We start from the raw sequence: 24,118 nt of genomic DNA, 5'->3' as shown, positions 1-24,118 counted from the left end.
ACAAATGCAATTAATTATTTCAGCTCCCTGATTTTAATACTTCTAAAACTCACTTCATTGCCATGGTCCTGAATTAAAATATGCCCTTCCGGAGCTTCTCCAAAGTTTGGCCATATTTTATATTTACTGATCGCAACCAAATCGCGGAAAACCTGAGATCCGCGATCATATTCTAATACTTTAATTCCATTAAGATAGTGCTCTACATGATTATTTGGATAAACAACAATGCGTGCAGTGTTCCAATGGCCTGGCTGTTTGAAGAATCGTGCAGATTTCTCCGATTTAATAAGATCGTATAATGAAGCCAGGGTTCTGTTTCCTTCACGCCCTAATTTTGCATCCGGATGTAACGTATCATCAAGCAATTGATATTCCAGACCTATAGCCGATCCGTTACTTTTTTCATTAAGTGTTACGAAGTACTTTATACCACTATTTGCCCCTTTCGTTAATTTAAAATCGACTGACAGATCAAATGCTTTGAACATTTCTTTGGTCACAATATCCCCTCCATTTATAGATTCGCCACCGGATGATGGCAATACTTTCAAAACACCGCCCTTTACTTCCCAGCCTTTTTCCGGAAAAGTAGTTTTGTGGGCACCCACCCAGCCTGATGTACTTTTACCATCAAATAACAATTTCCAGCCACTTTCTTCTTCATAAGGAATAAGTTTATTGGGCATCAGGTTAACAACATAAATTCCTTTTGGAAGAGGAAGCGGTTTTATGTTTTTAGTCTGAATACGGATATTCTTCCAGCATATTTTAATGCCGGCATGTTCCGGTTTTCCAATCGAGTGAACCTGCAAAGCAATAAGTCCTTCATTAACAGCTAAAGAATCAACCAGATAAGAAACAGGCACATCATCTAACCAGGTCTTTACTGTATTGCCTATACACTCGATACGTATTTTATGGAAAACGTTCAGGGTAAAAAGCTGCTGTCCTTCTGGATTATACGATCCCGGATACAGCCATTCTCTTCTTCCTTCATCATAAATCCCCCCACTCCATTTACGTGCTGAAGGATCTAATTCATATTGGTAACCATAAACACGTCCTTTTCCATTATTTGCCTTAGGGTCAAAATTACTTTTGAATTGTACACCTGAATTCGTGTTTGCATCCGATAACATGGTTTCCATTTCTAATACAAAATCGCCGGTAAATTTTTGATCGCTTACTAAAAATGAATTGGGTGATTTGTCAACCGTTGTGCCCACAATCATTCCATTCTCAACATTATAAGGAGCAGATCCGGTTACTTGTTTCCAGCCTTTGAGTGTTTTTCCGTCAAATAAGGATTTCCATTCTTTGTTTTGTGCAATACCATTAGCTGCAATACATAACAAAAAAATTATTGTGATTTTTTTCATAGTCGTTTTTGTTTATTCTTAGGTAAGATTATATTCAGGCTTCCATTTTTCAATATCATCCTTATAAATTGCTTTATTCATCAGATGCACACAACAAGCTGTTTTTGCACCGGTTATAACATTAGACACTGGCTTTGAATTGGTTGTAATCGTTTTATAAAACTCCTGTAACGCATACCAGCTGCCATCTTTTGTTTTTTCTTTCAGAATGGATGTACCTCCCTCTTTGTTCCATTCAATTTTTGAAGCACCGGTAACTCCATCAACTGTTTCTAGTTCTTTTCTGGTTTGTTTCTCAGGAAAAAAAAGCCCTTCGTCCATTAGTAATTCGATTGTTCCTTTTGTTCCTTTTAGCTTAAAAAGATATCCGTCTTTTTCATTCGCACAGGTAGCACCAAAATTTCCAATCATTCCCTCTTTCTTATAACGCAGAATAGTTTGTATGTTGTCAAAAGTTTCTCTTCCGTCTTTGTAATAATCTATACCGCCGGTTCCATAAATTTCATCCGGATGTGTATCAAAAGCCCAGTTGATAAAATCTACCTGATGTGAGAGTAACTCAGCTGGCAGACCTCCTGAATATTCTTTGTACATGCGCCAGTTTACCTGCTTATCCGTATAACCGGCAGGTACTGGTCTGCGCCAATTTGCATTACGGTCCCATCGGCAATCAATTTGTGTCACTTTACCCAGATAACCATTATCAATCATCTGTTTCACTTTGAAATAAAGCGGTGTATAGCGATATTGATGTCCAACCTGCAAAATTTGATTCGAATGCTGCTGCGCCAATTTAACCAAAGTAAGCGCCTGATCTGCATTGTAGGTCATTGTTTTTTCCAGATATACATGCTTTCCTGCCTGAATGGCTGCTGCTGCAATTTCGTAATGATTGTATAGCGGCGTGGCAATAATTACCGCCTCAATGGTTTTATCATCGAGCAGTTTACGATAGTCTTTTTCATAACGAATATTATTCTTTATATCCAGTCTCTTTGCCTGATCGAGACGGAAAGGCAATACATCACAAACGGCTTTCAACTGAAATTCTTCCGGCATGTTGTTAATGACACTTCCCAGCCCTTTACCCCTGTCGCCACAGCCAATTATCCCAACTGAAATTATTTTTGCTGTTTCAGTAAAAGAATAGGCATGCAACATTTGCTGATGCAATAACATTCCAGCGGTAAACAATCCCGATTGGCGAATAAAATCCCTGCGTTTCATAAATAAAAATTACACTTTATAATATTCTTCCCATCCTTTACGCGGTGGAGGTCCCATCAACAATTGATTCGCCTTTTTACTGCTAGTGATCACTTTTTTTGTTCTGTCAAAAACAATTTTTTCACCCGTCCATTGCGCCAAAACACCAAGACAAAAAACCTGGCTCAACGGCCCTGCAATAGCAAAAGGTGAACGTGTTTGTTCTTCTCCCTTACATGCTTTGAGGAAATTAGCGAAGTGATTTGACGGACTTAAAGGTACATTAGGCAATTTAGAAGCCATTTCCTTTGCTTTTTCTTCCGGTATGATCGATAATTTACTGCCATGAGAACCTCCTTTAAAAGTAAGTTCTTTACTGTAAATAATTTTTCCCGGATTCAGTTTGGCCGGTTCAATGGCTCCTGTACTCGGAGGCGGAATATTAGGATCAAGACCTTGTACACCATATCCTTCCGGTATTGGAGGGAAATTATCCAGTCCATCGTACCATTTTATTTCCACTGGTGGCATATCGCCCCGTTTTGGAAATTTGAAAGAAAGCGTGGTGGACATTGGATAAAAGAAATTATTGTGCCCCTCTAATTTCAAAGGATCAACTTCATAAGGAAGTCCGAGATCCAAAAACTCATGTGCTGTATCTAAAATATGTGCACCCCAATCACCTAGTGCTCCCATTCCAAAGTCATACCAACAGCGCCATTGTCCGTTGATAAAATCTTTATTAAACTCATGACCCTTTGTCTGCGCCTGCCAAAGGTTCCAGTCGAGCGTTGCCGGAATAGGTTCTGCTGGCGGGAACGAAGTAATTTTTGGATCCCATTTGTGCCAGCGTCTTGGTGAATTCATATGTGCCGTAATAGCAGTTACATCTTTAATGATGCCAGCCTCTTTCCATGCTTTAAACTGAAAATAATTCTCCTCTGAATGCCCCTGATTTCCCATTTGCGTCACTACTTTTGGGTATTTTGCCGCAGCCTTCATCATCAGTTCTACTTCGTTAAAAGTACGCGCCATTGGCTTTTCTACATATACATGTTTTCCTAAACCAATAGCCATCATCGTAATAGGAAAGTGGGAAAAGTCAGGTGTTCCAATAGAAACAGCCTCAATTTTATTGCCCATTTTATCAAACATCTGCCTAAAATCCTTAAATCTAGGAACATCAGGAAACATTTTTAATATATCCAATGTATGCGGTGCTTCCATATCTACATCACAAAGTGCCACTATATTTGCTAAACCTGTAGCGTATAATGCTTTAATAATTTCTGCTCCACGATTACCAATACCAACACAGGCAAGGTTTACTTTATCAGCGCTCGCAAAAGCCCTTCCTGCAGCCATAACCAAATCAGGTGTCGCAACAGCAACAGATGCCAATAAAGCATCCCTTAAAAACTTCCTTCTTGAATAATCATCATTAAACATATATACAAATTATTGAATTAAAAAATTGTTCCGCCTAAATATAAGGAATTAATACTTTTAAAAGGATATACTTATAATGATTTCACAAAACAAACTAAAACGTTAAATTACTTTTATTCAATATTTATCATCATGTTTCATTTCAATAATTGTTAATCTGTACAAAATAAATAATACTTTTAAGCTTTAAAATTTAAAATGAAAAAGAAAAAATACCTCTTACCCGCCATTACCTTTTTACTAAGCTTTTGTTGTGCGCTGTATGTAACGCTTCAGGTTTTTCCAGTCAATCCGTTTTTGGCATCCAAAACAAAAGGAGAAAAAAGTTTACCTGATAAGATTCAGGATGGCGATATTATTTTTCAAACTTCAGAATCACCTCAGTGTGAGGCAGTACGAATTGCAACCAATTCGAAGTTTTCGCATTGCGGAATCATTTATAAAATTAACGGCAGCTTATTTGTTTATGAAGCTGTTCAGCCCGTAAAACTCACTCCTTTGGATGATTGGATTACGCATGGAAAGAATAAAAATTATGTGGTAAAAAGATTAAAAAATGCTGATAAAATACTGACTCCGGATACGCTACAAAAAATGAAAGACTACAGCCAGCAATTTATGGGTAAAAAATACGATGCCTTTTTTGAATGGACCGATACCCGAATTTATTGCTCGGAATTAATCTGGAAAATCTATAAAAACGGGGCTAACATTGAATTATCGAAACTACAGAAACTGAAAGATTTTAATTTAACTGATGAAAGGGTTAAAAAAATTCTGAAAGAAAGATATGGTAATGACATTCCGCTGGAAGAAAAAGTGGTTTCGCCATCTAATTTGGCAGATTCTGATTTATTGGTAACGGTGGTTGATACTTATTAAGTTAAGAACCTATTTTGTGTCTTGCAAACCTCCCATATGAAAATTATAAAGCCATGTCATCCCGACGAAGGAGGGATCTTCGTTCGCATATGCAAATATAATAACCCGTTGGGTGAAATAGAATAAAATAGCTTCATTTAAATTTGATCTGCGAAAATCTTTTAAAATCTGCATGAAATACTTTTGCGTATTAATTTTTCACGCAGATTTACACAGATTAAAGCAGATTTAGACAGATTTAGACAGATTTATATCTAAGTTGATGCGACAGAATTGAAAAAAAATAAATTTTACCCAACCGGTTAAATTATATACAATGTGGGGTTTCTTGTGGGGATGCTTCCTTCGTCAGCATGACAAATTTGTATGAATAACTATGTTTTCAAATAATACTCCTGCAAGTCACTACAAATCCTTCAATACAGGATAAACCTTTTTAAACTTAGCAAAAGCCTCTTCATACACCTTTTTATGCACAGCATTCGGAACAAAAGTTTTTCCTGTTTTATTTTCGGTACTGATATCCATTCCCAAAGACTTCACCCCTATCAAAACAGCGCCCCAGGCAGAACCTTCAATGGTTTGTGAGGTTTCTACTGTCATCTGAAAAATATCTGCAACCATTTGGAGCCACAATTCACTTTTACCAAATCCTCCGCTTGCCATGACTTTGGTTTGTTTTCTTTTTTCAGGATCAGGAAGGAGAATTTCTGTAATTTGGAACAATCCAAATAAAATGCCTTCCAGGGTAGATCTTACCAAATGTGACTGCGTGTGGGTAATCTGCATTCCTAAAATTGTTCCTTGCGCTGAAGCGTCCCAGATAGGCGCTCTTTCGCCTAACAAGTAGGGTACAAAAAGTAAGCCTTCAGAACCGGCAGGAATTTTTTCTGCTGCTGAAAAAAGGATTTCAAAAGATTTGTCTGTTTTTAATAGCGTTTCGCGAAGCCATTGCAGGATAATGGCACCGTTGTTCACAGCTCCCAAAGTCAGGTATTGATTATCCATCAAATGATAACACTGGGTACGCATATGCTCATCCAGATACGGTTTTTCAATAGGCAATCGTACTGCACCGCTTGTACCAATAGTCAGTGCCATACAATTTTTATTCATCGCTCCGGTTCCCAAATTGGCCAAAGCACCATCTCCACCTCCAATGATATACAGGAAATCATCTGAAATACCTTTGCATTGATGTGTTACGTCACAAATCTTCGATAATTGTTCGATTTTTATGTTTAAATAATCAAGCACTTCATCATCCCATTGTAAGGTATGAATATTCAATAATCCAGTTCCGGAAGCCATTGAAGTATCTGTAACATATTCCCCGGTCAGATAATTCCACACATATTCTTTAATGCTGATGAATTTATAAGTTTTCGAAAAAACTTCCGAATCAAATTCTTTAAACCATGCTATTTTAGTTATAGGTGAAAAAGGATGAATCGGAATTCCGGTTTTATTATAAAAATGCTTTCCTTTTTCAGATTTTTTCAGTTGTTCTGCAATTCCGATTGCTCTGTTATCTGCCCATAGAATAGCTTCAGTCAATGGTTTTCCTGTTTCATCAATAGCTATAATACTCTGCATCGCCGAACTAAAACTGATAAACTCCGGCCGAATGCCCTTTGTAATTTCAGTGATACAATTTAAAACCGTTTCTAAGATTTCCTGAGGATTTTGTACACTCCAGTTTGGTTTTGGGTGATACATTTCATAAGATTGTGAAACCTGTCTGATTACATTTCCGTGAACGTCAAAACAGATTGCTTTTGTGGCCGTGGTTCCAATATCGATTCCTATATAAAATGCTTCCATTTCTTTTATTTGATCCATAAATTAAGCAATAACACCCCTAGTAGTCCCATTACACCAATAATGGTTTCCATTACCGTCCAGGTTTTAAAAGTATCCGAAACGCTGATTCCGAAATATTCTTTAAACATCCAGAATCCGGTATCGTTGACATGCGAGCACATCAAACTTCCGGCTCCAATGGAAAGCACCATCAATTCCGGACTTACACCCGAAGCTACTACCAAAGGCTGTACAATTCCTGCTGCTGTTAACCCCGCAACCGTGGCAGATCCTAAGGCAATCCTGATTATTGTTGCAATCAGCCAGCCTAAAACCAGTGGAGAAAGTGATGACTTTTCGAAAAACTGACTCAAATCGGTTCCCATTCCGCTATCGATCAAGACTTGTTTAAAAGCACCTCCTGCCCCGATAATCAAAATAATCATCGTAGCAGAACTCATGGCACTACCCGACTTATCCATGATATCCTGCATTTTTCTTCCGCGAAAAATACCTAATGAAAATATGGCAAAAAGTACCGCAATCAGCATCGAAGTGGTTGGGTTTCCAATAAAAAGCAAAACAGAACGCAATGTATTCTCTTCCGGCAAAGCCAATTCGCTGAAGGTTGCCATTCCCATTAAAAACACCGGAACCAATGCTGTTACAATACTAATTCCGAACGAAGGCATTTCAGCTTCTGTGAACGTTTTGCTTTCGAATAAGCCTTTTGGCGGAAAAGCATTGATCTTTTTGATGAACTCAGGAAACACAATACCTGCAGCAAAAAGTGCAGGCAGGGCAACCAAAAGTCCGTAGAGAAGAGTTTTACCGATATTTGCTTTGAAAATAACAGCAATAGCTGTCGGTCCGGGATGCGGAGGTAAAAAGCCGTGCGTGATCGAAAGCGCCGATGCCATTGCAATACCGAGGTAAATAATGGGTTGTTTGGTGCTTTTCGCTACTGCAAAAACCATCGGAATCAAAATAATGAAACCGGCATTATAAAACATCGAAATTCCAACTGAGAAACCGGTAATCACCATCGCCCATTTGATGTGCCTGACCCCAAAAGAACGAATCATAACCGAACTGATTCGCTGAGCGGCTCCACTGTCTGAAAGCAAATTTCCTAATACAACTCCAAAAGCTATAATTAAAATCAAAGACCCCAATGTGCTTCCGACTCCCTGCTGGATGGAATTAATCAAATCCGTAAAAGGCATTTCCTTTGCGATTCCCACAAAAAATGCGGAAATAACCAAGGCTATAAAAGCATTAAGTTTCACCCCGGAAATCAGGATAAGTAATAAAAGAATACTGGCAATCAGAATCAGTAATGACATAAATTTCGAAATGATTAGTTATTAATGATATTCGTTAGGTATAATTTTTAAACACATAGAAACATAGATATTGTAAGCTTATTAATAGGCGTTTCACTTATTTCAAAACTCATAGTTTACTTTGTGTAGAGTTTTTTAACGCATGGAAAAATAAATTTCTAAGTTCATCAAAAGTATTTCACCTATGTAAAAACGCATAGCTATGTGTTGAGAAATAAGTTTCTCTTTTATATTCTTAAAGAAAAAGAAAAACCTATGTTTTCTATGTGTTTAAAAAAAACATTGCAACCTAGATTATTCGCTTTTCTCTACAGCATGTCCTCCAAACTCGTTTCGAAGTGCCGCCACCACTTTTCCTGAAAACGTATCCGACATTTGAGAACGGTAACGCATCATGATCGAAAGCGCAATTACCGGAGTTGGAACACCTAAATCTAAAGCGGTTTCGAGTGTCCATTTTCCTTCTCCTGACGAATGCATGATTCCTTTTATTCCGTCCAGTCTGGCGTCTTTTGAAAACGCATTTTCTGTGAGTTCCATCAGCCAGCTACGTACCACAGAACCGTGATTGAACAGTTTGGCGGTTTTTTGAAAATCGATATCAAATTCAGAATGCTCAAAAACCTCAAATCCTTCCGCTATAGACTGCATCATACCGTATTCGATACCGTTATGAACCATTTTGGTAAAATGCCCGCTTCCGGCAGCTCCGGTGTATAGAAATCCGTTTTCAACCGAAATATCCTTAAAAACTCCGGCTACATAATCGAATACCTCAGCATCTCCGCCAATCATCGTACAAGCACCGTTTAAAGCTCCCGAAGTTCCACCGGAAGTTCCGCAGTCCAGAAAATCAATTCCATGTTCTTTTAGCTGGACATAACGGCGTTTTGAATCGTTGTAATTCGAATTTCCGCCATCAATAATGATATCATTTTTGGATAAATATGGAAGTAATGAAGTAATTACCCCATCTACAATTTCGCCCGCCGGAACCATTAACCAAATGACTCTTCTTTCAGTTAGTTTTTGGCACAGTTCTTCAACAGTATAGGCGGTTTCAATTCCCTCCTCGCCTATTTTTGAAACAAAATCGACATTGACATCCTGTGCCACAACCTGATAGTTATTACGTTTTAAATTCAAGGCGAGATTGAATCCCATTTTCCCCAATCCTATTATTCCTACTTCCATGTGTGTGGTTTTTGTATTTGTTTCGTAAAAATATTACTTTCAATTAATTATAGATTGTTATTTGTGATTTTAATTTTTGAGATTTGAGGTGAATATGTTAAATAATGTGTTTTGAGGTTGGTTTATTTATAATAAGATTTACTTATTTTTTAAATCAACATGCTAATTCACACTAACTACAATAAATGCAGAAAAATCATTCAATAAAATGTCATTTTGTGATTGATAACAAAAAAGGAATTATTTTAGCGGATCATTAAAAAATATTTTAATGTCATAAAGCCAGCTATATTTAGATTACTTGAAGCCATTTTGTGGCCAGTATAAATAAATTAGTGGCAAGGTTACAACCTAACAACCATAGAAAATGGCAGACGACAAAATTACAACCATAATTAAGTGCCAAAACATTGCACCAATCGAAAACTTGGCAAGAGAAATCAAATCAAGTTCTTTAAAAATGGGTGTGTTTGCTAACAACGGTAGCGGTAAGACATTCCTCAGCAGACTTTTTAGATTAACAGAAAAACAAGACGAACTTGTTTTAGACGAAAATGGTAAAAGTCCAACGGACAAATTTTTGACTTTTGGAAAAAATAACGGAACATTTTCTTTTAAAATAATAGACAAAGATGGTAATGTAAAGGATGACTTCAGTATTTCTGTAACAAAAGGACAAATCCCAACAATTCCATACACTAAATATCTTTATCACACCTTTAACCAAGATTACGTTGAACAAAACATTCGAGTTTTAGGCTACGAAAAAGACAGCGATATCCAAGGTTTCATTTTAGGTAAAGTAAACATCGACCTAAAAGATGACGAAGATAATCTTGAAAAAATTGAAAAAGAAGGAAAAACACTTTCGGAACAAATTGAAAAGGAAATTAGCACTTACGTAGAAGAAAACATAAGTAACATTCAAAACATCAAAAGACTTAGCGAATATGCGTATTTAAAGCCAAACGAAATTTTTCAAGGCATTGAAAAAGATTTATTTCAAGTTTCCAAAAACATTGATGAACTTTTTGCAGACTACAATAAAATCAAATCAGTTCCTGAAAATCTAGAAGATATCGGAAATGTTGATAGAATAAACATTGACTTCACATCATTGAACTCAATTAAGGGAAACTTAAACAAAGAATTTTCTTTGAGTTCATTAGCAGACGATTTTAAACAGAAAATCAAAAGCAAGCAAGTATTTGTTGAAACAGGAATGGAATTGCTTTCTGAAACAGAAACTAATACTTGTCCTTTCTGCGAACAAAAGTTACAAGAAAATGCTCTTAGCTTAATTGACAACTACACTAAATATATTAACGACACAGAAGCAAAAACTATAAAGCAATTTAAGGGAAACATAGAACTGTTATCAAACATTATTGACTTTTTAAAATCAATAGAAAATACGAATTCGAAACGAATAAATACGTTTAATGAATATAAAACCAAATACATTCCATCAAGTGAAGAAGTTGAGTTAGGCTCTTTAATTGTTGAAGAAGCCCAAAAAACAATTCAAGTTTTCATTGACATTATTGAAGAAAAACTTAAAGATATTAGCAAATCTATTCCAATAGAAAATTCAATAATTGAAAACATCGAAAAACACCAAACTTTACTGAATAGTATTATTGACCTAAACAATGAACAAATTGATATAATTAACGCTAAAAAAAATGGAATAGGCGAAGAAAATAAAACAGTTAGAAAGGAAATCTGTAAATGTGCATACAATCATCTAATTGAAACACACAAGACAAACATTAAAATTATTTTTCAATTAAGAGAAAAGTGGAAAACGCTTGATGCAGAAATTAAAAAGAAGAAAGAGCAACAAAAAGTCAGTAAAAAAGATAAAGTAGTCTCAACAATTAAAGCGGTTTTGAATTACTTTTTCTCTGACAAATACACTTTGGACAAAGAAACTTTCAGACTTGTTTTTTATAAAAACGCACTCGAAAAAGACCAAGCAAAAGACGTTTTAAGTGAAGGAGAAAAAAATATCATAGCGTTTGCATACTATATTGGCGACACACATTTGAAAGTAGAAAACGAAGACGATTACGAAAAATTATTTTTCATAATTGATGACCCAATTTCAAGTATGGATTTTACGCATGTTTATACTGTTAGTGGTGTAATCCGTGACATTTCAAAAATCATTGACAAACTGAAGCGTGAGAGATTAATAATCTTTACTCACAACAATGATTTTATGCGGGTTTTAACAGCTAATAACATTGTTGACAAAAAATTACTATTGAAAAAAGGAGAATTAAAAGACTTCAACAACAATTTGACTGTGCCATACATCAATCACTTAATTGACATTTACAACATTGCAAGAAAAAATGAACTTGCAAATCATACAACAGCAAATTCTATTCGACACATTATTGAAACTTTAACCAAGTTTCAAAACGTTGACATATCAAAAGACGGAATTGCTGAATACATAAAAAAGAATATTCCTAACGACACTAAATCATATACATTAATCAATGACCTATCACATGGAGGTTGGCGAAGTGAACAGTCACCAATAACAGAAGACGACTACAAAGACGTATGCGAAACTATTATTAAACACATAGAAGTAGACTTTAAAGGGCAAATCGAATACTGTGAAAAATTTAATAAGAACTAAAAGCCAAGCCACTAAAATAGATGCTACAACGAATTTCAAATCGATAGCATAATCATTTCCAAAATTTAAAATCAAAAGATGGGATATAAAAATATCTGCTTAAAATGCAGAACTTCATATAGCAAAGGAAATGATTATGAAAATCAAGTAGAATCTAATTGTCCACAATGTGGTGAAAAAATGACTCTGGTAAATCATAAATTCAAACCTCCTAAAAAAACTGACACAAAAAATTGGGAAACGGTAAAACTATTAGTTGAAAATGGTTTTAAGTTCCAAGCGGTTTACGAACAAATAGAAAAAGGTGTCTTTTTAAAAGTAAATTATCCAAAGAATCTAAGTGATGCTAAGGAGTTTATAAAAAACTATAATCCTTAAAATTATCAACCATTTTTCATTATGAATCATTCCAAACTTAAAATAAAAACAATTTACTTCTTCGTTATCGCTTTCGTCTTTACGAATTTTATATATCCGCAAATGTCACAAAATCAAAATCACAACTTAATAGCAAAGGGTGCGGTTCTTACAAAATTATCGGATCAATATAGTTTTACGGAAGGGCCTGCTGCAGACAAAAAAGGCAATATTTATTTTACCGATCAGCCTAATAACCGAATCATGAAATGGTCGGTTGATGGTGAGCTTTCTGTTTACATGGAAAATGCGGGAAGAGCAAACGGCATGTATTTTGACCGCGAAGGCAATCTTTTGGCCTGCGCCGATGAAAAAAATGAAATCTGGAAAATTGATCCAAACAAAAATGTTACGGTATTGGTAAATGATTTTGAAGGCAAAAGACTCAATGGCCCGAATGATCTTTGGGTTGACCCCAAAGGCGGTATTTACTTTACAGATCCTTTTTACAAACGTGATTACTGGAAACATACTTCCAAAGAAATAGAAAAAGAATGCGTTTATTATTTATCTCCTGATAAAACTAAAATTACCAACGTTGCCAGCGACCTGATAAAACCCAACGGCATTATAGGAACTTCGGATGGAAAAATGCTGTACGTTGCTGATATTGAAGCAAACAAAACCTACTCGTATAAAATCAACAATGATGGTTCATTAGGCGAAAAAACACTTTTTACCGAATCCGGTTCAGATGGAATCACGATTGATGAAGCTGGGAATATTTACTTAACCGGAAAAGGCGTTTCAGTTTTTAATCCAAAGGGAGAAAAAATTGCTCACATTGATGTAAAAGAACCCTGGACAGCGAATGTATGCTTTGGAGGAAAAAAATTCAAAACCTTATTTATTACTGCAGGGAAAAGCGTTTATACGCTGGAGATGAACATTCGGGGAATGAAATAATAACTCACATTATAAAATGTATGAATCCTCAATCCAAAATCCATACATTTGAAACTACAAATTGTAAAACATTCTAATGATCCGAATCGAATTTGAAGAACCAGTTATAGAGCTTTGTGACTGTTGCGAAAATGAAACCGTTAAATTAACCCGATTTGTTTATAAAGATGAAGATGCATTTGCTATTTATTATTTAAAATTCACAAAGGGACACGAAGACAAATATGCACTTGGATTAATTAGCATTGGCGATTGGGGAACAGATGAAGAGCCTAAAAACAGGTTTTCGTTTCCATTTAGAATATGGCTGGACGAGACATATTTTCAGATAGGCTTAATGGACAAAGAGGAATCACCATGGAAACATGAAATACTTGAAAAGATTTTAGACAGAAAAGATGCATTAGAACATCCATGGATTCAGGAAGTATTTCATATCACAGATCATATTGTTGATGAGGATAAAGAATTAATTGCATACTTCGATTAACAATCTATAAAATACATGAAAGAAAACATCTTGTTACTTCTTCAAATCATAACAATAGACTTTTTTACAGCTTTTGGCTTATATACACTACTCTATTTATTGCTATCTGTTTTTGTGAAGAAGCCACAATTATATAAAACAGATAAAGAAGCTGTTCAGTTTATTTCCTTTGTTGGAATCATTTACTTTCTCGTATGGATTATTGGAACAATTGTTTTTTATGCCGAAAGTAATCCTGAAGAACAAAGCTATATGCTACAAAGAATGTTTGGAAAATATGCAATTGGATTTTGGCTACAGCCAATTTTATGGTTTACGATAACACAGCTTCTGCGATTTAGAAAAATCTATAAAAATGTCTTTTTAAGAATTGTGTTTAGCTTTTTGCTGATTATTTCAATTGAGCGATTTGTGATATTAATTATTACTTTTCATCGTGATTATTTACCAAGTACCTTTACAATGTATAATGATATAGGGATTTATCCGCCAAACTATTTTTTGGCTTTATTAATGAAGATCATTTTGTTTTTGTTATTTGTCTGGATATATTATCTAATCAAAAAGCAAATTAGAAAATTTACCTCAAATCCTTCTTAATCACCAAATACTTCAAATCGGTTTTCCCAACATTGCTGATTCCGTGTTCCGCATTTGGAGGGCAATAAAAACTGGTATTTGGTCCGGCTGTGACCGTTTTTCCGTCAAGAAAGAATTCGGCAGTGCCTTCCAGGATATAGAAGAATTCTTCTTCAGGATGATGATGCGGCGCGTGGGTTGATTTCCCAGGCTCGACGATACTCATTTTGAGCGTATTTTCCTGAGTGAAATTTTTATCGGCAAACCAATATTGATACCCCACCTTTGTTTTTGTGGCTTTGTTTAGATCAAAATGATTCACACAATTTTCAATCGAATATTTTATTTCTGCAGAAGTTCTTTGTTTTTTAGTTTCCTGAGCTTGGGTTGATTGTATAATTAAAGTAAAAATCGCAATTTTTATAACTGTCGTTGGTTTCATTTTTTATTTTTTTCTGTAATAATACAAAAAAATGACATGGATACAGTACTTTAAATCACTCCAAAACGTTCCACAATGCTGACAGAAGTTTTAGAAGAGCAAAATATGAATATGTTTGGGCGTCATACAAAGCCATAAAAATCACAGTTAATTATATTACTCTAAATTTAAAATTGCATGCAGGATTAATTGAACTACCTTTATCAAAAACACAAATGAACAAAGGTGGTCCAATTATTATTATTGAAGACGATTTAGATGACCAGAATATTTTAACTGATGTATTTAATGAACTTGATTATAAAAATGAAATTATCTTTTTTGCTGAGGGCGAAAAAGCTTTAGAATATTTAACTACCACAGAAATTGAGCCTTTTATCATTTTTTCAGACATTAATATGCCTAAGCTAAGTGGAATTGAACTGCGGGAAAAAATCCATCAAAATGAAGATTTAAGACTTAAGTCCATTCCATACTTGTTCTTTACTACAAGCGCAGAACAAAGGCATTTTGTGGATGCTTATTCTAAATCTATTCAGGGATTTTTTGTAAAGCCTACTGATTACAATCAAATCAAACAAACAATTAAAACAATTGTAAGCTATTGGGAAGCATGTGTATCCCCAAACTATGTAAAATAAATACACCGCAAACAAATAGAACACTAAAAGTTTGATATCCGGAATTGATTCATTTAATACATAGATAGTTATTTTCTGTGAAAATTATGAAAACAATAATTCCTTTTACCTAGCCCAGATCGAAACGGCATCCTTTTGTGGTGGGGTTCACCACAAAAGATATAGTGAAGAGCGGGACAAAACGTCTTGAAAAACGAAAAATCTCCTGCTCCTAAAAATATTTAAAATCAAAAAAACCTTAATTAAAACAATGTTTACCAAGCTTTTTTAAAGAAGCTTATTGTACGATAAGAAAATATTATGATAAAATTATGGCGTAATTCGAAAAACCGCCTTACATTTGCCTAACGGTGTTAAACAATTTAATACTTATTCAAAATGGCTAGTAAAGATCGTATTTTAAGACAAAAAGAAGAGACAAGAAATAATATTCTTGGCGCTGCTTATGATATCGTGAAAGAAGAAGGCTGGACTGGTTTGAGTATGCGTAAAATTGCCGACAGAATCGAATATACTGCTCCCATCATATATGAGTACTTCTCAAATAAAGATGCCATATTAAGAGAGTTAACCGGTAAAGGTTTCCTTAAATTAGGCAAAGAGCTGGAAGATGCCAAAGCTAAGTTTGACAAACCGGAAGAGCAGATTGAAGCCATGTGGATGGCCTATTGGGATTTTGCCTTTACGGATACCGAAATGTACCAGGTAATGTTTGGTGTGCAGATGAACTGCTGTTCTGAACAATGTGATGCTGCAAAAACACCTTATAAATTATTTACTTCGGTCATTGCAGAAATCATGAAAAACAGCAACCCGACTGAAGAAGTTATCAAACAAAAGTATTTTACTTTCTTTTCGGTCATTCATGGTCTGATTGCGATTAATATTATCAACAAAAGCATTTCGCTGGACACTATTAACGGACAGATTCTTAAAGATGCAATTGGCGGTATCATAAAGTCAATACAATAAAAAAAAATTCATTTTAACTTAACAGGGGTAAATGATTTAATAGGTAATTTAGCTAATACTTTTTTTTTACTCTTTTACTTAACAGTGATAAATAATTTAATTAACATAAAAATAAGTTTCTTTAGCTTATTACTTAACACCGATAAATAATTTAATGACTATTATAAAATAGATTTGAAACACATCATTATATGGAATTTTACACTTTTTTACTTAACAGTGTTAGAAAAATAAACAAGCTTAAATATGAAATTCAAATAATACTATAAATAAATTTTTTAAAAACGAGAATGTCCAACAAATTAAAACCAATATTAAGATGAAAAATGTAATTATAACCAGCTTTATTCTGGCACTAGTTCTTAGTAGCTGCGCCGATAAATCGCAGGCTCCGGCCGCTGCACCCGCTCCTGTATTGCCGGTTATGGCCATAACAAGCGAAAATACTACTACTGACAATGAATACCCTGCTTCTATACAAGGAACTGTAGATGTGGAGATTCGTCCGCAGGTAAGCGGAAACCTTGACCGTGTTTTGGTAGATGAAGGAGCTTATGTAAGCAAAGGCCAGACTTTGTTCAAAATAAACGAACGTCCGTTTCGTGAGCAGTTAAACAATGCTTTGGCAAGCCTTCACGCTGCTGAAGCCGCTTTGATCAACTCACAATTAGAAGTGGATAAATTAACTCCTTTAGTACAAAACAAAGTAGTTTCTGATTATCAGTTAAAAACGGCTAAAGCTTCTCAAAAAATTGCTGCTGCTAATATTGAACAGGCAAAAGCCATGGTTGCTTCTGCTAAAATCAATTTAGGATATACGAATGTTACTGCTCCGGTAAGCGGATACATCGGAAGATTGCCTAAAAAACAAGGAAGTCTGGTTTCTGCTTCAGATATTGAACCTTTAACTACACTTTCAGATGTTCATGAAGTTTTTGCTTATTTCTCTTTAGGTGAAACAGATTTTATCAACTTCAAATCACAATATGCAGGAAACAGCATTGGAGACAAAATCAAAAAATTACCTCCTGTTTCTTTAATCTTAGCTGATAACAACGCTTATCCTCAAACAGGAAAAATTGACATGGTAGACGGTCAGTTTGATAAAACTACAGGTGCTATTACGTTGAGAGCAACTTTCCCAAATGTAAACGGAACTTTACGTTCTGGGAATACAGGAAGAATCCGTTTAGGACTACAGCATGATGATGCTATTCTTGTTCCACAATCGGCTACGATTGAAATGCAGGATAAAGTTTTTGTCTTTACAGTAAACAAAGACAACAAGGTTACAAAAATGCCAATTACTGTTGTAGGTAAAAGCGGTACCAACTATCTGATTAAAGATGGTGTACAAGCTGGTGACCAAATTGTATTAAGCGGTATTGACAAACTTCAGGAAGGTCAGGTGATCCAGCCTGAGAAAGGTGCTGCTAAGGTTGCTCAAATAACTAACAAAAAATAATTTTTACGAAAATGTTCAAAATATTTATACAAAGACCCGTACTGGCAACCGTAATCTCCATTTTACTGGTGATTCTGGGAGTACTTGGACTTACGAAATTGCCTTTACAACAGTTTCCTGATATTGCGCCACCATCGGTTTTGGTAACGGCGGTATATCCCGGAGCTAACGCAGAAACGGTTTTACGTTCTGTGGCACCATCTCTGGAAGAATCTATAAATGGTGTTGAGAATATGACTTATATGAGTTCAACTGCCAGTAATGATGGTACGTTAGCGATTACCGTTTTCTTTAAATTAGGTACAGATGCCGATCAGGCTGCTGTAAACGTTCAGAACAGGGTTGCTCAGGCGACAAGTCAGTTGCCTGCAGAGGTTGTTCAGCAAGGTGTAATTACGGCAAAACAACAAAACAGTTTTATCATGGCAATCGGTATGTATACTGATGATGAGTCAAAATATGATCAGACATTTGTTGCCAATTATGCTCAAATTAATATTATTCCGGAGATTAAACGTATTCCGGGTGTAGGTTCTGCCAGTATTTTTGGTGGTGTAAAAGATTACTCTATGCGTGTTTGGTTAAATCCAACACAAATGGCAACTCACAATGTTACACCAAGCGAAGTTATGGGCGCTATTCAGGATAAAAGTCTGGAAGCGGCTCCAGGTAAATTTGGTGAAAGAAGTAAAGAGGTTTTCGAATATGTAATTAAATACAAAGGAAAACTAACCAAACCTGAAGATTATCAAAATATTGCCATTCGTTCTAACGCAGATGGTTCTGTCCTGCGTTTAAAAGATGTGGCAAGAGTTGAATTGGGCGCTTATTCTTATAACAGTTTAACACGTCTGAATGGTAAAAAAGGAATTGTAATCGGAGTTATTCAGTTAGCAGGTTCAAATTCTAATGATATTCAGATTGCGATTAATAAAATGATGGAAAAAGCTTCAAAAGATTTTCCAAATGGTATTAAACATAACATTTTCTATAGTACAAAAGTATCTTTAGACCAATCTATCGAACAGGTTGAACATACCTTACTGGAAGCCTTTATCCTGGTATTTATCGTGGTATTTATCTTTTTACAGGATTTCAGATCAACATTAATCCCGGCAATTGCTGTACCTGTAGCAATTTTAGGAACGTTCTTCTTCATGCAGTTATTCGGATTCTCAATCAACCTGCTTACACTTTTCGCATTAATTCTAGCGATTGGTATTGTGGTCGATGATGCCATTGTGGTAGTCGAAGCGGTGCATGCGAAAATGGAACACAAACGTCTGTCTCCAAAAATAGCAACGCATGAAGCTATGCACGAAATAACGGGTGCTATTATCTCGATTACGCTGGTAATGGCTGCTGTATTCCTGCCGGTTGGTTTTATGGAAGGCTCAACAGGGGTTTTCTATCGTCAGTTCGCCTTTACGATGGCAATTGCAATTGTTATTTCGGCTGTTAACGCTTTGACTTTAAGTCCTGCCCTTGCCGCTTTATTCTTAAAAGATAATCACGCAGCGCATGATGGAAATACTCCGTATAAAAAACAAGGATTTAAAGAGAAATTCTTTATCGGATTCAACAATAGTTTTGAAGCTTTGACCAACCGTTATGTGGGCGGATTAAAATTCTTAATCCGTAACAAATGGGTTAGTTTAGGAGGTTTGGCTTTAATTGCTTTCGCAACGGTTGTAATGGTAAAAACAACTCCTGCCGGATTTATTCCAACTGAAGATCAGGGATTTATTGCAATTGCGGTAAATACACCTTCAGGAACTTCGCTTGACGGAACTCAAAAAGTAATGACTGAAGCAGAAAATACTTTAAGAGGTTTAAATTCATCACGATTTGTAACCGCGATTTCAGGTTTCAACTTACTGACGAACTCTACAAGCCCTTCTTCTGCAGTTGTTTTCGTATTGCTTAAACCAAATGAAGAACGTGGAGAGATTAAAAATATTGATGAAATCATGAATGAAGTCCGCGGAAAATTAGGCGCGATTTCAGGAGGAAGTTTCTTCGTATTTAGTTTCCCAACTGTACCAGGATTTAGTAATGTTGAAGCTTTGGATTTAGTATTACAGGATAAAACGGGAGGAAAACTGGATAAGTTTAGTGGAATTTCTCAGCAGTTTATTGGAGAATTAATGAAACGTCCGGAAATTGCTGTAGCCTTTACCAGTTTCAAAGCCGATTATCCACAATTGCAATTGGATATCAATGACGAAAAAGCAGATCAGTTAGGCGTAAAAGTAAAAGACATTCTGCAAACGATGCAGGCGTATTTTGGTAGTGCACAGGCATCTGACTTTAACCGATTTGGTAAATATTACAGAGTCGTAGTTCAGGCAGATATTGCCGACAGAGCTGATCCGACAGCAATTGACAGGGTTTTTGTAAAAAATAAAAATGGAGAAATGGTTCCGATAAATACTTTGGTAAAACTAACCCGTATTTATGGTTCAGAAACCGCTTCAAGATACAACTTGTTTAATTCGATTTCGATTAATGCGATTCCGAAACCTGGATTTAGTTCCGGAGATGCCATTAAAGCAATCGAAGAAGTGGCAGCGCAACAATTACCTGCAGGTTATAGTTATGAGTTTTCAGGACAAACCCGTGAAGAAATTTCTTCGGGAGGACAATCGGCAACTATTTTCTTATTGTGTCTGATCTTTATCTATTTCTTACTTGCTGCACAGTATGAAAGTTACATCTTGCCTCTTGCTGTAATCCTATCTATCCCTGCAGGTATATTTGGAGTTTTCGTAGCAATTGGATTAACTGGTATCGAAAACAACATTTATGTACAGGTTGCCTTAGTAATGCTTATCGGATTACTGGCCAAAAATGCGATTCTGATTGTAGAGTTCGCAGTACAAAAAAGACGATCTGGTCAGGCGTTGGTAAAAGCTTCAATTGAAGCCGCAAAATTACGTTTACGTCCGATTATCATGACGTCACTGGCTTTCGTTGTTGGATTGATTCCGATGATGAGTGCCAAAGGTCCATCGGCTCAGGGTAACCACTCTATTAGTATTGGTGCCGCCGGAGGAATGGTTTCGGGAGTAATTCTTGGGTTAATGATTATCCCGGTTTTATTTATCGTATTCCAGCATTTACAAGAAAAAGTTTCCGGAAAACCGGTAGCTGTAATTTATAACGAAGAAAAATAAATGGAAAACTATATAACGACAATTCTGATGACAATCATCGGAAGCCTAGCATACATCTCTTATAGAATTTCGAAAGACCTCGAAAGCAAAAAAGATAAATGTCCAGAAATTTAATTACGACAAAGTAAAATGAAAAAGTATATAACCAAAATCGTGATGGTTGCTGTTTTAATCGTCACATTTATATCCTGTAAGGTTTCTAAGGATATTGAAACTCCAAAAGATGCATTTCCTGAAAATTTCAGGAGTGCATCGGTTTCAGGCGATACAACAAGTATTGGAGATGTGGAGTGGAAAAAATTCTTTACAGAACAGGATATTATCAAATTAATTGATAGTGCTGTAACGCGTAATAACGATTTACAGATTGCACAAAAAAACATTGAGATTGCGCAATACAGATTTACACAATCGAAATGGGGAAATGTGCCTCAGGTTAATTTATTTGTAAATGCAAGTACCAGCAATCCGTCTGATAACAGTTTTACAGGATTAAACCTAAGTCAGGCTATTGGTGCCAAACATATTGACGATTATGCTGCAGGCGCTTCACTTTCATGGGAAGCAGACATATGGGGAAAAATCAGAAATCAGAAAAAAGGTGCTTATGCTAGTTATCTTCAGTCATCTGAAGTAAAAAAAGCTTTGCAGACTACTATTGTTGCGAATGTTTCTAAAGGATATTACAATCTTTTGATGCTTGATGCTCAATTGGAAATTGCAAAGAAAAATGTTCAGTTGAATGACAGTACAACCAATATCATCAAATTAAAATATGATGCAGGACAGGTTACTTCATTAGCAGTTCAACAATCTGAAGCACAAAAATTAACTGCAGCACAATTGGTTCCTTTATTAGAACAAAATATTGCGATTCAGGAAAATGCTTTGAGTGTTTTAACAGGATCTTTTCCGGGTGCAAAAGAAAGAAATCCACTTTTGACCAGTATTACGATTGAAAATAATACTAAAATCGGAATTCCGTCTTCTGTAGTAAGCAGAAGACCGGATGTAAAAAGTGCAGAATTGGCTTTGAAAGCTGCCAATGCTAATGTTGGAATCACAAAAGCAGATTTATATCCAGCGTTAAGAATCACAGCTCAAGGCGGATTAAACTCTTTCGAAACAAGCAATTGGTTCAACATTCCGGCTTCTTTATTCGGAACTGTAGCTGGTGGTCTGACTCAGCCAATATTCAATAATAAAAGAGTGAGAACGCAATATAATATCGCTGTAGCGGAAAGAGAAAAAGCAGTTCTAAATTTCAGACAACAAGTTTTGGTTGCTGTAAGTGAAGTTGCTGATGCTATGGTAAAAGTAGAAAAATTACAACAACAGGAAACGCTTCTTCAGGAACGTGTAAAAACTTTACAGACAGCTATCAGAAATGCCAATTTATTATTCAAAAATGGTATGGCTGAATATCTTGAAGTAATTACAGCACAGTCGAATTTGTTGCAAAGCGAATTGGAACTTGCCGACATAAAAAGACAACATTTATCTGCCAATACCGATTTATATCGCGCATTAGGCGGAGGCTGGAGATAATACCCGTTTTTTAATTATTTATTTCTGAAAGCGCTGTGAGACTTTACGTTTTGCAGCGTTTTTATACGTATTGAAATTCAGGTATTTATACCTATTTATTAAAATTTTGTAAGATAATTATTTAATAATTTATTAAAAGACTTATATTTGTAAAAATTTAATTACAAATACAAAATGAAACATTTACTAGCATTAGTTCTTCTACTAACACTCTCATTTCAGGGCTATTCCCAGAAAAAAGGTAAAAAAAAGCCAATATCTAAACCTAAAACCACAGCGGTTCAGGAAGTCGCAATGGCAGCGCCAATTATAGAAGAAAAAATAATACCCGATACTTTGCAGATTAAAAAAGGTAAAAAGTATGTTTTCCTGGTCGATGTAAACGAATATTCTTCACAAGGAAATACTGTCTATGCAGGCAATGAAAACAATTCTGAAAAAGCGGAACTGAATCGTAATTTTCCAAAAGAAAACCTAGAAATCATTACCATCAATAAATACACCTATGTTCTTTTCGAAAATAAACAAACACTAGATATTACCGGAGACGGCCAGTCTTTTCAGGCATTTGCTTACTGGAGCGGAAAACTGGATGATAAAGTACAAGTAAAGGAAGGCACAAGAATGGCAACTGAATTTGTAGCAGAACAATTGAAATCGAAAAAAGAATCCTCATACGTTATCAATACCAGAAAGTACAAAAAGGAAGTTGCTTCATTGCAAGGCAAAAATAAAATTACTGCCAAATCCAAAGAAGTTATGAAAGCATTGTTGAGCGATCATTCCCTACCTATTCCAGATATTAAATTAGATGATGAAGCCATTTTTAAACAGGGAACAGCAAAATTAAAAACGCTGGATTCTTACTTCCTTAAAAAGAAAGGTGTCAGGATTCCTTTAAAAAGTGTTTCTTTTAACAACCAAGGACTTCCCACAGCCGTGACCTACTATAAAGATGAAGGAAAAAGCAACAGCAAAAAAGAATTCGTTTACAAAGATGGTATGCTTACAAAAATCATGAAAGAGGATCAGACTATGGTTTGTTCAGTTAACTACGATGATAACAAAGTGATATTTAGCGGGAACGTTGGCGATGCAAATGAAACAACAGTATATTGGCTTGAGAATGGTAAACTGTTACAAAAATCATATACCCTTATGGCAGATGACAAGTTTTCTTATATGAATACTTTTGCAGAAGAAAAATTCGAAAATAATTGTATCTCCTATTATATCAATAATGTAGTGTGGTCCAATAACTGTGGCGGTGCAGAGAACAAGTTTCCGTTTATACATACTTATACCTCCTATCAGGACAAAGAAGTACTTCAGTTCAGAAAATCCAAAATAGAAAAAAAAGACGACAGGACCTTTGAAAAATATTTTTCCGCAGCAGAACGCGCCGATCAAAATGATGATTACAAATTTTTTGGAACCATTCATTTAGATGACTTTAATTTAGTAGATACCTACAGTTTCACGAAAGATAATGAAGCCAAAACCATCAAGGTAGATTACACTTGTTACGAATAACACATTTCGATAAAATTTAAAAATGCTATGG

Annotated in this window: 19 protein-coding genes; 12 read left to right on the top strand and 7 right to left on the bottom strand. The window is 35.5% G+C overall.

Annotation, left to right across the window (positions count from 1 at the left end; genetic code table 11):
- Nucleotides 1-14: 14 nt before the first annotated feature.
- Genes K8B81_RS19530 through K8B81_RS19520 form a run of 3 tightly spaced genes read right to left on the bottom strand, consistent with a single transcriptional unit; the run spans nt 15 to nt 4,037 of the window.
- A complete protein-coding gene (locus K8B81_RS19530) occupies nt 15-1,382 on the bottom strand; it encodes a 3-keto-disaccharide hydrolase (RefSeq protein WP_223683225.1) in 1,368 nt (455 codons plus the stop codon).
- A gap of 18 nt (nt 1,383-1,400) precedes the next feature.
- Complete coding sequence (locus K8B81_RS19525; RefSeq protein ID WP_223683224.1) at nt 1,401-2,609, bottom strand: Gfo/Idh/MocA family protein; 1,209 nt, start codon at nt 2,607-2,609, stop codon at nt 1,401-1,403.
- Nucleotides 2,610-2,618: 9 nt separating this feature from the next.
- The gene (locus K8B81_RS19520; protein WP_223683223.1) at nt 2,619-4,037 is read right to left on the bottom strand and encodes a Gfo/Idh/MocA family protein; all 1,419 of its coding nucleotides are present in this window, start codon (nt 4,035-4,037) and stop codon (nt 2,619-2,621) included.
- Between the two features lie 198 nt (nt 4,038-4,235).
- Here K8B81_RS19520 and K8B81_RS19515 point away from each other — a divergent pair, with 198 nt between their 5' ends.
- Complete coding sequence (locus tag K8B81_RS19515; protein ID WP_223683222.1) at nt 4,236-4,919, top strand: YiiX family permuted papain-like enzyme; 684 nt, start codon at nt 4,236-4,238, stop codon at nt 4,917-4,919.
- Nucleotides 4,920-5,324: 405 nt separating this feature from the next.
- On the opposite strand, the gene K8B81_RS19510 is transcribed toward K8B81_RS19515, so the two are convergent.
- From K8B81_RS19510 to gnd, 3 genes are all read right to left on the bottom strand, one after another.
- A complete protein-coding gene (locus K8B81_RS19510) occupies nt 5,325-6,761 on the bottom strand; it encodes a gluconokinase (RefSeq protein WP_223683221.1) in 1,437 nt (478 codons plus the stop codon).
- On the bottom strand, nt 6,749-8,068 hold the full coding sequence (locus tag K8B81_RS19505; protein WP_223683220.1) for a gluconate:H+ symporter: 1,320 nt from the start codon (nt 8,066-8,068) through the stop codon (nt 6,749-6,751). The genes K8B81_RS19510 and K8B81_RS19505 overlap by 13 nt, the downstream gene beginning before the upstream one ends.
- 294 nt (nt 8,069-8,362) lie before the next feature.
- Nucleotides 8,363-9,262 carry a phosphogluconate dehydrogenase (NAD(+)-dependent, decarboxylating) gene (gnd, locus tag K8B81_RS19500; RefSeq protein ID WP_223683219.1) on the bottom strand — a complete coding sequence of 300 codons (900 nt, stop codon included), beginning with the start codon at nt 9,260-9,262 and terminating at the stop codon, nt 8,363-8,365.
- Between the two features lie 367 nt (nt 9,263-9,629).
- Between gnd and K8B81_RS19495 the strand changes: the two genes are divergently transcribed.
- From K8B81_RS19495 to K8B81_RS19475, 5 genes are all read left to right on the top strand, one after another.
- Nucleotides 9,630-11,918, top strand: a complete 2,289-nt coding sequence (locus K8B81_RS19495; RefSeq protein WP_223683218.1) for an AAA family ATPase — start codon at nt 9,630-9,632, stop codon at nt 11,916-11,918.
- Nucleotides 11,919-11,996: 78 nt separating this feature from the next.
- On the top strand, nt 11,997-12,296 hold the full coding sequence (locus K8B81_RS19490) for a hypothetical protein (RefSeq protein WP_223683217.1): 300 nt from the start codon (nt 11,997-11,999) through the stop codon (nt 12,294-12,296).
- A 21-nt stretch (nt 12,297-12,317) separates the two neighbouring features.
- The gene (locus K8B81_RS19485; RefSeq protein ID WP_223683216.1) at nt 12,318-13,241 is read left to right on the top strand and encodes an SMP-30/gluconolactonase/LRE family protein; all 924 of its coding nucleotides are present in this window, start codon (nt 12,318-12,320) and stop codon (nt 13,239-13,241) included.
- 76 nt (nt 13,242-13,317) lie between these two features.
- A complete protein-coding gene (locus K8B81_RS19480; RefSeq protein WP_223683215.1) occupies nt 13,318-13,731 on the top strand; it encodes a hypothetical protein in 414 nt (137 codons plus the stop codon).
- A 15-nt stretch (nt 13,732-13,746) separates the two neighbouring features.
- A complete protein-coding gene (locus K8B81_RS19475) occupies nt 13,747-14,331 on the top strand; it encodes a hypothetical protein (RefSeq protein ID WP_223683214.1) in 585 nt (194 codons plus the stop codon).
- Here the strand turns inward: K8B81_RS19475 and K8B81_RS19470 are convergent.
- Nucleotides 14,312-14,752 (bottom strand): cupin domain-containing protein, encoded by a 441-nt coding sequence (locus K8B81_RS19470; protein WP_223683213.1) that lies wholly within the window; start codon nt 14,750-14,752, stop codon nt 14,312-14,314. The genes K8B81_RS19475 and K8B81_RS19470 overlap by 20 nt on opposite strands.
- A gap of 215 nt (nt 14,753-14,967) precedes the next feature.
- On the opposite strand from K8B81_RS19470, the gene K8B81_RS19465 reads away from it, so the two are divergent.
- From K8B81_RS19465 to K8B81_RS19440, 6 genes are all read left to right on the top strand, one after another.
- On the top strand, nt 14,968-15,393 hold the full coding sequence (locus tag K8B81_RS19465; protein ID WP_223683212.1) for a response regulator: 426 nt from the start codon (nt 14,968-14,970) through the stop codon (nt 15,391-15,393).
- A 378-nt stretch (nt 15,394-15,771) separates the two neighbouring features.
- Entirely contained in the window at nt 15,772-16,365 is a 594-nt protein-coding gene (locus K8B81_RS19460) for a TetR/AcrR family transcriptional regulator (protein ID WP_223683211.1), read from the top strand.
- A 319-nt stretch (nt 16,366-16,684) separates the two neighbouring features.
- Nucleotides 16,685-17,830, top strand: a complete 1,146-nt coding sequence (locus K8B81_RS19455) for an efflux RND transporter periplasmic adaptor subunit (protein WP_223683210.1) — start codon at nt 16,685-16,687, stop codon at nt 17,828-17,830.
- Nucleotides 17,831-17,841: 11 nt separating this feature from the next.
- Nucleotides 17,842-21,006: an efflux RND transporter permease subunit gene (locus K8B81_RS19450; protein ID WP_223683209.1), complete on the top strand. Its 3,165-nt coding sequence runs from the start codon at nt 17,842-17,844 to the stop codon at nt 21,004-21,006.
- Between the two features lie 129 nt (nt 21,007-21,135).
- A complete protein-coding gene (locus K8B81_RS19445) occupies nt 21,136-22,554 on the top strand; it encodes a TolC family protein (protein WP_223683208.1) in 1,419 nt (472 codons plus the stop codon).
- A 174-nt stretch (nt 22,555-22,728) separates the two neighbouring features.
- Entirely contained in the window at nt 22,729-24,087 is a 1,359-nt protein-coding gene (locus K8B81_RS19440) for a hypothetical protein (protein WP_223683207.1), read from the top strand.
- Nucleotides 24,088-24,118 lie beyond the last annotated feature (31 nt).

Origin of the sequence: Flavobacterium hibisci (assembly GCF_020026925.1) — a bacterium.
Taxonomy (GTDB): Bacteria; Bacteroidota; Bacteroidia; order Flavobacteriales; family Flavobacteriaceae; genus Flavobacterium; species Flavobacterium hibisci.
This window is presented reverse-complemented; position numbering and strand designations above follow the sequence as displayed.

Excerpts from the sequence above, each read along its gene's own strand:
- K8B81_RS19440 (WP_223683207.1), top strand. The coding sequence starts at position 22,729 with ATGAAACATTTACTAGCATTAGTTCTTCTACTAACACTCTCATTTCAG.
- gnd (WP_223683219.1), bottom strand. The coding sequence starts at position 9,262 with ATGGAAGTAGGAATAATAGGATTGGGGAAAATGGGATTCAATCTCGCC.
- K8B81_RS19465 (WP_223683212.1), top strand. The coding sequence starts at position 14,968 with ATGAACAAAGGTGGTCCAATTATTATTATTGAAGACGATTTAGATGAC.
- K8B81_RS19525 (WP_223683224.1), bottom strand. The coding sequence starts at position 2,609 with ATGAAACGCAGGGATTTTATTCGCCAATCGGGATTGTTTACCGCTGGA.
- K8B81_RS19530 (WP_223683225.1), bottom strand. The coding sequence starts at position 1,382 with ATGAAAAAAATCACAATAATTTTTTTGTTATGTATTGCAGCTAATGGT.
- K8B81_RS19510 (WP_223683221.1), bottom strand. The coding sequence starts at position 6,761 with ATGGATCAAATAAAAGAAATGGAAGCATTTTATATAGGAATCGATATT.
- K8B81_RS19470 (WP_223683213.1), bottom strand. The coding sequence starts at position 14,752 with ATGAAACCAACGACAGTTATAAAAATTGCGATTTTTACTTTAATTATA.
- K8B81_RS19515 (WP_223683222.1), top strand. The coding sequence starts at position 4,236 with ATGAAAAAGAAAAAATACCTCTTACCCGCCATTACCTTTTTACTAAGC.
- K8B81_RS19475 (WP_223683214.1), top strand. The coding sequence starts at position 13,747 with ATGAAAGAAAACATCTTGTTACTTCTTCAAATCATAACAATAGACTTT.
- K8B81_RS19505 (WP_223683220.1), bottom strand. The coding sequence starts at position 8,068 with ATGTCATTACTGATTCTGATTGCCAGTATTCTTTTATTACTTATCCTG.
- K8B81_RS19480 (WP_223683215.1), top strand. The coding sequence starts at position 13,318 with ATGATCCGAATCGAATTTGAAGAACCAGTTATAGAGCTTTGTGACTGT.
- K8B81_RS19485 (WP_223683216.1), top strand. The coding sequence starts at position 12,318 with ATGAATCATTCCAAACTTAAAATAAAAACAATTTACTTCTTCGTTATC.
- K8B81_RS19495 (WP_223683218.1), top strand. The coding sequence starts at position 9,630 with ATGGCAGACGACAAAATTACAACCATAATTAAGTGCCAAAACATTGCA.
- K8B81_RS19520 (WP_223683223.1), bottom strand. The coding sequence starts at position 4,037 with ATGTTTAATGATGATTATTCAAGAAGGAAGTTTTTAAGGGATGCTTTA.
- K8B81_RS19445 (WP_223683208.1), top strand. The coding sequence starts at position 21,136 with ATGAAAAAGTATATAACCAAAATCGTGATGGTTGCTGTTTTAATCGTC.
- K8B81_RS19455 (WP_223683210.1), top strand. The coding sequence starts at position 16,685 with ATGAAAAATGTAATTATAACCAGCTTTATTCTGGCACTAGTTCTTAGT.
- K8B81_RS19450 (WP_223683209.1), top strand. The coding sequence starts at position 17,842 with ATGTTCAAAATATTTATACAAAGACCCGTACTGGCAACCGTAATCTCC.
- K8B81_RS19460 (WP_223683211.1), top strand. The coding sequence starts at position 15,772 with ATGGCTAGTAAAGATCGTATTTTAAGACAAAAAGAAGAGACAAGAAAT.
- K8B81_RS19490 (WP_223683217.1), top strand. The coding sequence starts at position 11,997 with ATGGGATATAAAAATATCTGCTTAAAATGCAGAACTTCATATAGCAAA.